10 protein-coding genes are annotated in these 12,381 nt (G+C 70.8%); 6 read left to right on the top strand and 4 right to left on the bottom strand.

Annotated elements, in window-relative coordinates; translation table 11 throughout:
* Positions 1 to 654: MinD/ParA family ATP-binding protein (locus tag MR1_RS20230; protein ID WP_409366273.1), on the top strand; the 654-nt coding region annotated here is incomplete at its 5' end.
* 8 nt (positions 655 to 662) lie between these two features.
* Here MR1_RS20230 and MR1_RS16625 read toward each other — a convergent pair.
* The 3 genes from MR1_RS16625 to secA all read right to left on the bottom strand — a co-directional run bounded on the left by MR1_RS16625 (position 663) and on the right by secA (position 5,497).
* Positions 663 to 1,886 (bottom strand): pyridoxal phosphate-dependent aminotransferase, encoded by a 1,224-nt coding sequence (locus MR1_RS16625; protein WP_067249552.1) that lies wholly within the window; start codon positions 1,884 to 1,886, stop codon positions 663 to 665.
* 9 nt (positions 1,887 to 1,895) lie between these two features.
* Positions 1,896 to 2,600, bottom strand: coding sequence for a GntR family transcriptional regulator (locus MR1_RS16620; protein WP_067249549.1), 705 nt, complete (start codon positions 2,598 to 2,600; stop codon positions 1,896 to 1,898).
* A gap of 89 nt (positions 2,601 to 2,689) precedes the next feature.
* Entirely contained in the window at positions 2,690 to 5,497 is a 2,808-nt protein-coding gene (gene secA, locus MR1_RS16615; protein WP_067249546.1) for a preprotein translocase subunit SecA, read from the bottom strand.
* Positions 5,498 to 5,702: 205 nt separating this feature from the next.
* On the opposite strand from secA, the gene MR1_RS16610 reads away from it, so the two are divergent.
* The 5 genes from MR1_RS16610 (at position 5,703) to MR1_RS16590 (ending at position 11,375) form a co-directional block, all read left to right on the top strand.
* Entirely contained in the window at positions 5,703 to 6,311 is a 609-nt protein-coding gene (locus MR1_RS16610; RefSeq protein WP_067249542.1) for a PadR family transcriptional regulator, read from the top strand.
* 59 nt (positions 6,312 to 6,370) lie between these two features.
* Positions 6,371 to 7,693, top strand: coding sequence for a coiled-coil domain-containing protein (locus MR1_RS16605; RefSeq protein WP_067249538.1), 1,323 nt, complete (start codon positions 6,371 to 6,373; stop codon positions 7,691 to 7,693).
* Between the two features lie 418 nt (positions 7,694 to 8,111).
* Positions 8,112 to 8,708: a TetR/AcrR family transcriptional regulator gene (locus MR1_RS16600; RefSeq protein ID WP_067249536.1), complete on the top strand. Its 597-nt coding sequence runs from the start codon at positions 8,112 to 8,114 to the stop codon at positions 8,706 to 8,708.
* The gene (locus MR1_RS16595; RefSeq protein WP_067249532.1) at positions 8,705 to 10,150 is read left to right on the top strand and encodes an MFS transporter; all 1,446 of its coding nucleotides are present in this window, start codon (positions 8,705 to 8,707) and stop codon (positions 10,148 to 10,150) included. The genes MR1_RS16600 and MR1_RS16595 overlap by 4 nt, the downstream gene beginning before the upstream one ends.
* A 22-nt stretch (positions 10,151 to 10,172) precedes the next feature.
* Positions 10,173 to 11,375, top strand: coding sequence for a M20 metallopeptidase family protein (locus tag MR1_RS16590; RefSeq protein ID WP_067249530.1), 1,203 nt, complete (start codon positions 10,173 to 10,175; stop codon positions 11,373 to 11,375).
* A gap of 173 nt (positions 11,376 to 11,548) precedes the next feature.
* On the opposite strand, the gene hpf is transcribed toward MR1_RS16590, so the two are convergent.
* Positions 11,549 to 12,205, bottom strand: coding sequence for a ribosome hibernation-promoting factor, HPF/YfiA family (gene hpf / locus MR1_RS16585; RefSeq protein WP_067249527.1), 657 nt, complete (start codon positions 12,203 to 12,205; stop codon positions 11,549 to 11,551).
* Between the last annotated feature and the right edge of the window lie 176 nt (positions 12,206 to 12,381).

The following is a 12,381-nucleotide window of genomic DNA, read 5'->3' as shown; positions in this document are numbered from 1 at the left end:
AGCCGACTGGCCCGTCCGGTCGAGACGGCGGGCGGAACGCTCGACGTCCTCGCGGGCCTGAACCGACCGTCCCGCTGGCCCGAGCTCTCCACGGATCGGCTCCGGGCGACGCTCACGGCCTGCCGGGCATGGGCCGACACCACGATCGTCGACGTCGCCGCGGGGCTGGAGGCGGACGAAGAGCTCCTGAGCGACCTGAGCATCCCCTCGCGCAACGCCGCGACACGGACCGTCCTCGACGAGGCGGACCATGTCCTGGCGGTTGCCGCGGCGGACCCGCTCGGCGTCGCCCGGTTCGTCCGGGACTATCCCGAGGTCCGCGCGCACGCTGCCGACGCGCGCATCTCGGTCCTGGTCAACCGGCTGCGTCCCGGTCCGCTCGGAATCGACGCCCGGGGACAGGTCCGGCGGGCGCTCGACCGGTTCTCCGGAATCTCCGACGTACAGTTCCTGCCGGCGGATCCGAAGGGGCCGGACGCCGCACTCCTGCACGCGCGGCCGGTCTCCGACGTCGCGCCGCGCTCCGCCTTCGCCGCCGCGATACGCCGCGTCGCGGCGTCCCTGGAACGCGCGGACGCGCCGCTTCCTCCCTCCCCCGCCAGCGCGTCCGGCCGCCGCCGACGGAACGGGCGGCGGCCGGACGCTCTTCGATGAGTGCAGACCTACTGGCGGTAGCTGGAGAGGAAGTTGCCCAGGCGCTCGATGGCCTCGGTGATCACCCGCGGCTCGGGCAGGGTCACGACCCGGAGGTGGTCCGGGGTGGGCCAGTTGAACCCGGTCCCCTGCACCAGCAGGATGCGCTCGGCGACGAGCAGGTCGTAGATGAGCTTGGCGTCGTCGTGGATCTCGTGCACGTTCGGGTCGAGACGCGGGAAGGCGTACAGCGCGCCCGCCGGTTTCACGCACGAGACGCCCGGGATCGCCTCCAGGCCTTCCCAGGCCGCGTCCCGCTGCTGGTGCAGCCGTCCGCTGGGCGCGATGAGAGCCTCGATCGACTGCACCCCGGACAGCGCCGCCTGGACGGCGTGCTGCGCCGGCACGTTCGGGCACAGCCGGGTCGACGCCAGGAGCGTGATCCCCTCAAGGAACCCGCGAGCGTGCTCCTTGGGCCCTGTGATCGCGAGCCAGCCCGACCGGTACCCCGCCACGCGATAGGTCTTGGACAGCCCGTTGAAGGTCAGGCAGAGCAGGTCCGGCGCGAGCGTCGCCGTCGGGATGTGCACGGCGTCGTCGAACAGGATGCGATCGTAGATCTCGTCGGAGAGCAGCAGGAGGCCGTGCTCGCGCGCGATCTGCACCATCCCGGCCAGCACCTCACGGGAGTACACCGCACCCGTGGGGTTGTTCGGGTTGATGATCACGAGCGCCTTCGTCTTCGGCGTCACCTTGGAGCGCAGGTCCTCCAGATCCGGGTTCCAGCCGTTGTCCTCGTCGCAGAGGTAGTGCACCGGGGTACCGCCGGCGAGGCTCGTCATGGCCGTCCAGAGCGGGTAGTCGGGCGCGGGGATGAGCACTTCGTCGCCCTCGTCGAGGAGCGCCTGCATCGTCATCGTGATGAGTTCGGAGACCCCGTTCCCGAGGTACACGTCGTCCGGGTCCAGCGGCGGGAAGCCGTCGACCTCCTCGTATCGGCTGACGACCGCCCGGCGCGCGGAGACGATCCCCTTGCTGTCGCTGTAGCCGTGCGCGGTCGGGAGGGTCGCGAGCATGTCCTGCACGATCTGGGGCGGGGCCTCGAACCCGAAGATCGCCGGGTTGCCGGTGTTGAGCTTGAGCACCGCGTTGCCCTCTGCCTCCAAGCGCGCCGCCTCGATGAGTGCGTTGCCGCGGATCTCGTAGAGGACGTGCTTCAGCTTGGACGACTGATCGAACTGGCGTGGTGTCATCGCCCAAGGCTACCGCCCGGCGAGGGCCTCCTCGGTCAGGTCGACGCTCTCCGCCCGGGTGCGCACCGCCGCCGCGTGCGCTTCCCTCTCACGGCGGCTACTGGCGATGTGCGCTGCCGCGAGCTCGGCGGCGCGGTCGCCGTCGCGGAGACGCACGGCGTCGAACAGCCCCAGGTGCTCGTCGCCCATGTGCTGCACGTCGCTGTGCTGGGACAGCGCCCACCGCAGCCGACTGCGGATGCTGCGCATCATCGCCCGCAGCAGGTCGTTCTCACTGAGGTCGGTGACGATCTCGTGGAAGTCGGCCGCCGCGCGACGGGCGAGGACGTCGTCGCCCGCACGCGCCGCACGCTGTTCGGCGGTCAGGCAACGGTGCAGCCGCTCGAGCCCCTCGCGACGGTGGCGTTCGGCAGCCAGACGGAACGCCAGGGGCTCGAGCACCCCTCGCACCTCGTCGAGGTCCGTCATGTCGGCATCCGTGAACTCGCGGACGACCGCCCACGTGCGCGGGCGCAGCTCCACCAGTCCCTCGGCGTCCAGCTCCTTGAGCGCGTCACGCACGGGCACGCGGCTGACGCCGATCTCAGCGGCGAGGTCGCGTTCGATGAGTCGGCTTCCCGGGGCGCGCTCGCCGTCGAGGATCGCGTCCCGAAGCCAGGACGCGACCCGCGTGGACTCGAGCTCACGGTCGTCGGCGGTGGTCACGGGGGCCATTCTTCCACTCCCGCGGCGTTCCGGACGGCAGCGCCCGCCCGGAACGACGACGGCCGGCCCCGAGGGGCCGGCCGTCGTATCGTCTCCCGCTACTTCTTCTTCGCCTGGGCGCGCCGCTCGGCCCGGTTCCCGGCGGGCGCGTCCTGCTCGACCCGCTGGCCGAAGGCGCCGCGCGCGGCCGGCGCGGCCGGCTCCTCGGCCTCCTCGCCGCCCTGGGCCGCACGGGCGGCCGCCTGGCGCATGCGGTCCGTGGCCGCCTGCTGCACCTGGCCCCGGTCGTTGCGGACCTCCACGTCCCCGGCGTCGTTGGGTGCCGAGTACTCTAGCCGCTGCTCGGACCCGGCTCCCACCAGACCCTTCGCCTCAACCTCGGCGACGCCCTCCTCACCGGCGCGGCGCACCTCGACCTCGAGGTTGTAGAGGTAGCCGACCGACTCCTCCTTGATCTGGCCCATCATCGACTGGAACATCGCGTAGCCCTCGCGCTGGTATTCGACCAGCGGGTCGCGCTGCGCCATGGCGCGCAGGCCGATGCCGTCCTTGAGGTAGTCCATCTCATAGAGGTGGTCGCGCCAGCGACGGTCGAGGACCTGCAGCACCACCCGGCGCTCCAGCTCGCGCGTGGCGGCCTCGCCGAGCGTCCGCTCGCGACGCTCGTACGCGATCAGGGCGTCCGAGAGGAGCTCCCGCTTGAGTCCCTCGGCGCTGATGCCGCCCTTGCGCCCGCCTGCCTCGGCGACGACCTCATCGATCGTGACGCCGACCGGGTAGAGCGTCTTCAGCTCCGTCCACAGGCTGTCGAAGTCCCAGCTCTCGGTGTGGCCCTCGGCGGTGTGGTCATCCACGACCGCCGTGATCGCGTCCTCGATGAAGTGGCGGACGCGGTCCGCGATGTCGTCGCCCTCGAGGATGTGCCGACGGTCGGCGTAGATCGCCTCACGCTGTCGGTTCAGCACGTCGTCGTACTTCAGGACGTTCTTGCGCATCTCGGCGTTGCGCGCCTCGACCTGGCTCTGCGCGCTGCGGATCGCGCGGGTGACGAGACCGGACTCGATCGGCTGGTCGTCCGGGAAGTTCGAGCGCGCGAGGATCGCCTCGGCCGCCCCCGACTGGAACAGCCGCATCAGGTCGTCGGTGAGGCTGAGATAGAAGCGGCTCTCGCCGGGGTCGCCCTGACGACCCGACCGGCCGCGGAGCTGGTTGTCGATACGGCGGGACTCGTGACGCTCGGTGCCGAGGACGTACAGCCCACCGGCCTCCGCGACCTTCGCACCCTCCTCGGCGACCGTGGCCTTCATGGCCTCGTACGCCTCGTCCCAGGCGGCCTCGTACTCCTCCGGCGTCTCGACCGGGTCGAGACCCTTGCTCTTGAGCTCCTGCACCGCGAGGAACTCCGCGTTGCCGCCGAGCATGATGTCGGTGCCTCGTCCGGCCATGTTCGTGGCGACGGTGACGGCGCCGAGGCGTCCCGCACGCGCCACGATCTCCGCCTCGCGCGCGTGGTTCTTCGCGTTGAGGACCTCGTGCTTGATGCCCTTCTTGGACAGCAGCCGCGACAGGTACTCGCTCTTCTCCACGCTCACCGTGCCGACCAGGACCGGCTGTCCCTTGGCATGGCGCTCCGCGATGTCCTCCACCACCTGCGCGAACTTGGCCGTCTCGTTCTTGTAGACGAGGTCGGGCTTGTCCTTGCGGATCATCGGCCTGTTCGTCGGGATCTGGACGACGCCCAGCTTGTACGTGGACATGAACTCCGCCGCCTCGGTGTCGGCGGTACCGGTCATGCCGGCGAGCTTCTCGTAGAGGCGGAAGTAGTTCTGCAGCGTCACCGTGGCCAGGGTCTGGTTCTCGGCCTTGACCGGGACGCCCTCCTTGGCCTCGATCGCCTGGTGGATGCCCTCGTTGTAGCGGCGCCCCACGAGGATGCGGCCGGTGTGCTCGTCCACGATCATGACCTCGTCGTTCATCACGACGTAGTCGGTGTCGCGCTTGAACAGGGCGAGCGCCTTGATCGAGTTGTTCAGGAACGAGATGAGCGGGGTGTTCGCGGACTCGTAGAGGTTGTCGATGCCGAGGTAGTCCTCGACCTTCTCGATGCCCGGCTCCAGCACGCCGACGGTGCGCTTCTTCTCGTCGACCTCGTAGTCCTCGCCGGCCTCGAGGGTCTTCGCGATCTTCGCGAACTCGGTGAACCAGCGGTTGGCCTCCCCCGACGACGGGCCCGAGATGATGAGCGGCGTCCGGGCCTCGTCGATGAGGATCGAGTCGACCTCGTCGACGATCGCGAAGAAGTGACCGCGCTGGACGAGGTCCTCCTTGCGCCAGGCCATGTTGTCGCGGAGGTAGTCGAAGCCGAACTCGTTGTTCGTGCCGTAGGTGATGTCGGCGGCGTACTGCTCGCGCCGCACGTCCGGCGTCTGCCCGGAGACGATCACGCCCGTGGTCATGCCGAGGGCGCGGTACACGCGGCCCATCAGCTCGGACTGGTACGACGCGAGGAAGTCGTTCACGGTGATGACGTGCACGCCGCGTCCCGCGATCGCGTTGAGGTAGCTCGGGAAGGTGGCGACGAGCGTCTTGCCCTCACCGGTCTTCATCTCGGCGATGTTGCCGCCGTGCAGGGCGGCCCCGCCCATGATCTGCACGTCGTACGCCCGCATGCCGAGGGTCCGCTTGGCCGCCTCGCGGACGGCCGCGAACGCCTCCGGCATGAGCTGGTCGAGGGTCTCGCCCTTCTCGAACCGCTCCCGCAGCAGCGCCGTCTCGCCCCGGAGGTCCTCGTCGCTGATCTTCTCGAAGTCCTCCTCGAGCGCGTTCACGGCCTTGACGACCTGACCCAGACGACGCAGGGTCCGGCCTTCGCCCGCGCGCAGCAGCTTCTCAAGAGGATTCGCCACGGATGTCTCTCCTTGTGGTGGATGAAGCACGGCGCGCAGAGGCACGCCGAGCACATCCACCCATGTTACCGGCGCGTGACCTTGGCATCGCCTCCGAACTTCGCGCTCCGCGGACATCCGTCGCCGGACACGCCGCCGGTCGCGACGTGCGGACGCGCGAGCGCTCATCCCTATACTCGGAAACAGTTTCCGGGAAAGGGGACAGATGTCGGTCCGCCAGAGCCTCCTCGCGATCCTCGACCAGGGCCCCTGCTACGGGTACCAGCTGCGGGCGGAGTTCGATCGGCGCACGGGATCCGCCTGGCCCCTGAACGTCGGCCAGATCTACAACACCCTGGAGCGCCTGGAGCGGGACGGCCTCGTCGCGCGCGGCGAGCCGGACGAGCAGGGACACGTGTACTGGCGGATCACCCCGGCCGGCTCCGCGGACGTCGCCGCCTGGCTGGACTCCCCGGTCCTGCGCGAACAGGCGACCCGGGACGAACTCGCCATCAAACTCTCCGTGGCCGCCACGCTCCCCGGCGTGGACGCCGCCGAGGTCATCCGCCGCCAACGCGAAGCCTCGTCCGCCCGGCTGCAGGACCTCCGGCAGGCGACGCGCGCCGGAGCCGATCCGGGGGGTCCGGAGGAGCTGGCCCGATCCCTCGTGCTCGACTCGATGATCTTCGCCGCCGAGGCGGAGCTGCGGTGGCTCGACCACGTCGAGCAGCGCCTCGCCGCCCATCCCCGCCACGCGATGGCCCTGGAGCTCGCCACCGAGCGACCCAAGCGGGGCCGGCCCGCGCGATCGGCCCCGGCGGCGGTGCCCGCCTGATCGCGCACAGCGAAGCCGAACCCCAGCCGCGACATATCGGGACCTCGTAGGATCGACTCATGGCCGGGTTCTGGGGCAAGAGGAAACGTGAGCAGGAGGCGCTGCAGGCGCAGGACGACGATCTCGCTCGGCGCGCCGAGCAGGCGCTGGTCTCCGCCGACGAGCGGATCCGGACGGCCGGCGACGAGGTCGCCTTCGCCGTGGCCGAGCTGGGCGAGTCGCTGACCAAGGACTTCCGCGAGGCGCTCGACGCCGTGCGATCGCACATGCGCGAGGCGTTCCAGCTGCATCAGCTCAACCACGACGAGATCCCCGACACGGCCGAGGAGCTTCGCACCCGCAACGCGCGCATCGTCCAGCTGTGCGAGTGGGCGGAGGACCTCATCGACGAGAAGTCCTCCGCGCTCGCGGAGTCCGTCTCGCGCGTGCGCCGCGCCCCGGAGATCACCGCGCAGGTGCGCACGGACGCCGCCGCCCTCGCCGAACGCCTCCCGCACGCCCGTCAGACGATCGAACGACTGACCCGCCGGTACTCGGACGAGGCGATGCTGCAGGTCTCTCGCAGCGCCGACGAGGCCGAGCAGCTGATCGCCTTCGCGCAGCACGGCGCGGACGTGTCCGAGCGCCGCCGCTCCGCACGCCAGAACGAGGAGGCCGTGCTGGCGCTGGAGACGGCGACGGAGGCCGTGCGCCGTGCCGGCGTGCTGCTCGACGCCGTCGAGGACTTCGAGATCGAGGCGCTGCGTGCGGAGTCCACCCTCGCCGAGGTCGTCATCGACTCCCGCGAGGACATCGTCGCCGCCCGATCCGTCGCCTCCGTCCCCGCCGTGGGAGAGGCGCTGCGGACGCTGGAGCAGGCCCTGGCGGCCCTCCCCCCGGCCGGCACGCGCTCGGATCCGTTCGCCGAGCTCTCGCGGCTGCGCGCCGCGAACACGGCACTGGACGAGGCGGTGGCCAAGGCGCGATACCGAGCCGAGAACCCGTTGCCGTCCGTCGAGCACGTGCAGCACGCCATCGACGACGCCGACCGGCAGCTGGGCGTGGCGCGTTCGCTGATCGCGGGCCACCGCGGCTGGATCGGCGCCGACGCCCGCACCCGGCTCGCCGAGGCAGAGCGGCTGCGCGTCGACCTTCCCGCGCTGCTTCCCGCGGAGGACACGCGCGAGCAGGCCCTCGCCGCCGCGCGCCGGGTGGCCCAGCTCGCCGCCGAGGCACTGCAGCTCGCGCAGCGCGACATCGATTCCTCCCGCCCGGATCAGGGCTGGGGCGGCGGTGACTCCTGGGGTGGCGGCGGTCGTCGCGGCCCCGGCGGCGGCGACATCGTCTCGGGCGTCCTCGGGGGCCTCGTCATCGGCAGCATCCTGGACGGCATCTTCGACTGAGGCACTGCGCTGGGCTACCCGCGCGCCGCTCACGCGAGATCAGGCGAACGCGCGACATCAGGCGATCCTGCTCTCTTACTGCCTGAACTCGCGCGTTTGCCTGGTGTCGCGCGTTCGCATGTTCCCGTGACATCTCCTGTGCCTGCGTCGATGGAGACCCCCGCGCTGCACCCCTCACCACACGAGATCAGGCGAACGCGCGGGCTCAGGCGATCCTGCCCGCCAGGCGCCTGAACTCGCGCGTTCGCCTGATCCGGCGTGCTGCCGCCTCGTCGCTTCCCGGGCGACGGTCCCGGCTGAGGCCACCACCGTGACGACGTCCCCTCGCTCGGCGAGGGGCGCCACGTGCGGGAGCCGCGTGCCCTGCACCGGCGACATCTCGTTGACATACGGACGGTTCGTCCCGTAAGTTCCCGATATGCCGCAGAACAGCGACGCGATGGGGCGCCCCACTGACGAGGAGCTCACGGAGCGGATCCTCACCGAGACCCGCGACCAGCTCGCCAGGGACGGCTACGCCGGGCTCCGGATCGATCGGATCGTGCGCGCCGTCGGCTGCGGCAAGTCGGCCGTGTACCGCCGGTACCCCGACAAGGCGTCCCTCGTCGCGGCGGCCGTCATCCATGTGTCGGCGCTCGGCGAGATCCCCGACACCGGTTCCGTGCGCGAGGACCTCCTCCGCCACGCGATGCAGAACCAGCGGACGCAGTCGCAGTCGCCCTCCCGCATGATCGGGCTCGTCCTCTTCGACCCCGAGGTCTTCCCCCTGATCTGGGAGGGCTTCCTGTCCCACCGGCGTGACGCCGGTGTCCTGATCCTCGACCGGGCCATCGCCCGCGGGGAGCTTCCCTCGAACACGGCGCGGGACATCATCCTCGACGCCATCGCCGGCCTCACGCTGTACCACCAGACGGTCAAGGGCCACCGCGTCTCCCCCGACGACTACCGCGGGGTCATCGACGCGCTCATCCGCACTCCGCCGCTCCAGGCCGACCCGGAGACCCGATCCCCGTGAACACACCTCAGACGACCGGCCTTCCCATCGCCGGTTCCCGCGCCCGCAGCGTCGTGGGCTTCCTCATCTTCTGCGAACTCGCCAGCGGCTTCACGCAGGGGTTCTATCCGCCGCTGCTGAAGGACTTCGCTCTCCACCTCGGCGTCTCCGACGCCGACATCACCTGGTTCCTGACGCTGCAGACGCTGGCGGCCGCGGTCTGCGTGCCGCTGCTCTCCAAGCTCGGGGACATCTTCGGACACCGTCGGATCCTGCGCATCGCGATCGTCTCCGTGCTCATCGGCACGCTGATCACCGCCCTGGTGCCGAGCTATCCCGTGGTTCTCGCCGGCCGGCTCCTGGTCGGGCCGCTCGCCGTATGGCTGCCGCTGGAGATCGCCCTCGTGCACAACCGCATCACCGGAGACCAGGCACGCAAGGCCATCGGCCTGCTGGTGACCTTCCTCACGGGAGGGGCGATCCTCGGGACCTTCGCCGCCGGCGGGATCTCGGCGATCTCGCCGAACATCTCCGTCACGATGCTCGCCCCGGTGGTCCTCGTGCTCATCTCCGCTTACGCCGTGTTCTTCAAGGTCCCCGAATCCGCGAACCGGACGAGCACACGCATCGACTACCTCGGCTTCGCCGGCATCGCGGTCTTCATGATCGCGGCGCTCATCGGACTGCGCTTCGCCGGTTCGGGCGGGTTCCTCAGCGCTCCGACGCTCGTCGCTCTCGGGGTCGCCGTCCTCGCCTTCGCGCTGTGGGTGATGTGGGAGCTTCGGACCCCGACACCCGCCGTCGACGTCCGGCTGGTCGTCTCCCGGCGCGTGGGACCCATCTACCTGGCCGCCCTGTGCTTCGGAATGGTCATGTTCGGAGGGCAGGCCCCGATGTCGACCTTCCTCGGATCCCGCCCCGACGTCGAGGGCTACGGCTTCGCGGCGACTCCCGGGCTGATCTCCCTGGTAGTGGGCTCCGTGACGATCCTGGCGACCGTCGGCGCGGCGCTCTTCAGCCTGCTGGCCGCGCGGATCGGGATCCGTACCGTCCTGCTGTCCGGGGCGGCTCTGTCCGCCGTCGGGAACCTGCTGGTCATCCCGCTGCACACGTCGCTGGGCGGCTACCTCGTCGCCGCGATCGTGCAGGGCCTCGGCTACGGGCTGCTGCTGGGCGCCTTGCCGGCACGCCTGGCCGAGCTCGCCCCGGCCGACGCGACCGGCATCGCCGCGGGCGTGTACAACTCCCTGCGCACGCTCGGCGGATCGCTGGCCGGAGCGATCTTCGCCGCGCTGCTGGGGGCGGCTGTGGTCGCCGGCACCGCGTACGCGTCCGTCGAGGGCTACATCGCCATCTGGGTGTTCAGCGGCGCGGCCTTCGTGGTGTGTTTCGTGGCCCTGATATTCCTTCCGCGCGAAGAGCGCTCCCCCGTTCCGGCGACGACGCCCGCCTCCGCCCACTGACCCGACCTCCGAGGAGACCGACATGACCATCCCCGCCTTCGCCGCCGAGGCCGCCGACATCCTTCCCGACCTGCAGACCCTGCGACGGGACCTGCATGCGCATCCCGAGCTCGGCCTGGAACTGCCCGAGACCCAGCGACGGGTGCTGCGCGATCTCGAGCCGCTCGGGCTGGAGATCGCCCTCGGTGAGCGGCTGAGCTCGATCGTGGCGGTCCTCCGTGGCGGGCGTCCGGGTCCCACCGTGCTCCTGCGCGGCGACATGGACGCCCTCCCGGTCGTCGAGCAGACCGGCCTCGACTACGCGGCGACCAACGGGCGGATGCACGCGTGCGGGCACGACCTGCACACCGCGGGGCTCGTGGGCGCCGCGCGTCTTCTCGCGGCGCACCGCGAACAGCTCCCCGGAGACGTGGTGTTCATGTTCCAGCCCGGCGAGGAGGGGTACGGCGGGGCCAAGATCATGCTCGAAGAGGGCCTCCTCGGCGCCTCGGGCAGCACGCCCGTCGCCGCGTACGGCATCCATGTCGCCCCCGGGCCGCGGGGACTCTTCGTCACCCGCGCCGGAGCGGTCGCCGCGGGATCGAATCAGCTCACCGTCACCGTACGGGGGCGCGGAGGACACGGCTCCCAGCCGCACCAGGTGCTCGACCCGGTCCCCGTCGCCGCCGAGATCATCCTGGCGCTGCAGACCTTCGTGACCCGCCGGTTCAACGCGTTCGACCCGATCATCCTGTCCGTCACGCAGCTGGAGGCGAGTGACGCCGTGAACGTGATCCCGGAGACGGCGACGCTGCGCGCGACGGTGCGGACGCTGTCGGCGGAGTCGCTGTCGCGTCTGCAGGAGGAGGCGCCGCGCTTGGCCGAGCACATCGCCGCCGCGCACGGGCAGACGGCGGAGGTCGACTTCGAAGTGATGTACCCGGTCACGATCAACGACGCCGCGGCGACCGACGAGGCGCTCGTATGGCTGGGCGAGGAGTTCGGCGCGCAGCGCGTGCAGACGATGCCCACCCCCGGCATGGGGTCCGAGGACTTCTCGTTCGTGCTGAACGAGGTGCCCGGGACCTTCGTCATGCTCGCCACCACGCCCCCGGAGGTCGACGTGGAGACAGCGGAGTTCAACCACTCTCCGCGAGTGCTGTTCGACGACGCGGTCCTGGGCGACCAGGCGGCCGCTCTCGCGACCCTCGCATGGCGCAAGCTCGCCGCGCTCGCCACGTCCTGACCGCGCGGAACCGATCCGCCGCCACAGGCGAGATCAGGCGGACGCGCGGATTCAGGCGGCCACGCGCACGGGGAGCCTGAACTCGCGCGTTCGCCTGAACTCGCGCAGGTACCCGACGCACGATGCGGCCCGGGGCACCGCGCCCCGGGACGCATCGTGCGAGCGGCCGTGCGTCAGGAGGCGAGCTCCTCGGCCGGAGCCGCCTGGGTCGTCAGCGAGATGACGCCGTAGTCCCAGCCCTTGCGCCGGTAGACGACGCTGGGGTGATCGGTGCGGGCATCGACGAACAGGAAGAAGTCGTGCCCGACGAGCTCCATCCGATCCACGGCCTCCTCGACCGTCATCCACTCGGCGTCGAAGTTCTTGGTGCGGATGACCACCGGGGAGTAGTTCTCCTCGTCGTCTCCCGCGATGGGGATCTCGCCCGTCGCGACGGCGTGCAGCACATCGGCGGGCGCGGGGCGGACGTCGATGCCGGTCAGCTCTCCGCTGCCCTTCTCGAAGTGCGCTCCCCTCGGGTGGTTGCGGCCGTCCACGCGCTTCTCCTTGGCCCGGCGGACCTGCTCCATGAGCTTGTCGATCGCCATGTCCAACGCGGCGAACTTGTCGCCGTCTCGCGCCTCGGCGCGGATCACCGGTCCGCGCCCGACCAGGGTGAGCTCGACGGTCTCGTCCTCGACCCGGCCGTTCCGATAGGACCGATGGGTGACCTTGACGTCGAGGCGTTGGGCCTTGGTCGCGAGGGTCGCGATCCGGGCCGTCTTCTCCTCGACGACCGTCCGGAACCGATCGCTGATGCTCACTCCCACACCGACGATGTTCGTTTCCATCCCTGACCTCCTTGTCCCGGTCCTCCCGGCCAAGGGCGGACCGTGGTCGCCTTGTGAACCCCTACCGTAGTCGCGGACGCGCGACCTGTCACCACCCGGATGCCCGTGTGTCGCCGCCGCCCGCGCCGGCCCGGTGCGCGTCGTCCGCCGACCCCGTCCGGGCGAGCCCGGCACCC

The organism is Microbacterium resistens NBRC 103078 (assembly GCF_001552355.1).
Classification (GTDB): Bacteria; Actinomycetota; Actinomycetes; order Actinomycetales; family Microbacteriaceae; genus Microbacterium; species Microbacterium resistens.
Note: the sequence above shows the minus strand (reverse complement) of the source record. Positions and strands in the feature narration are given on the sequence as shown.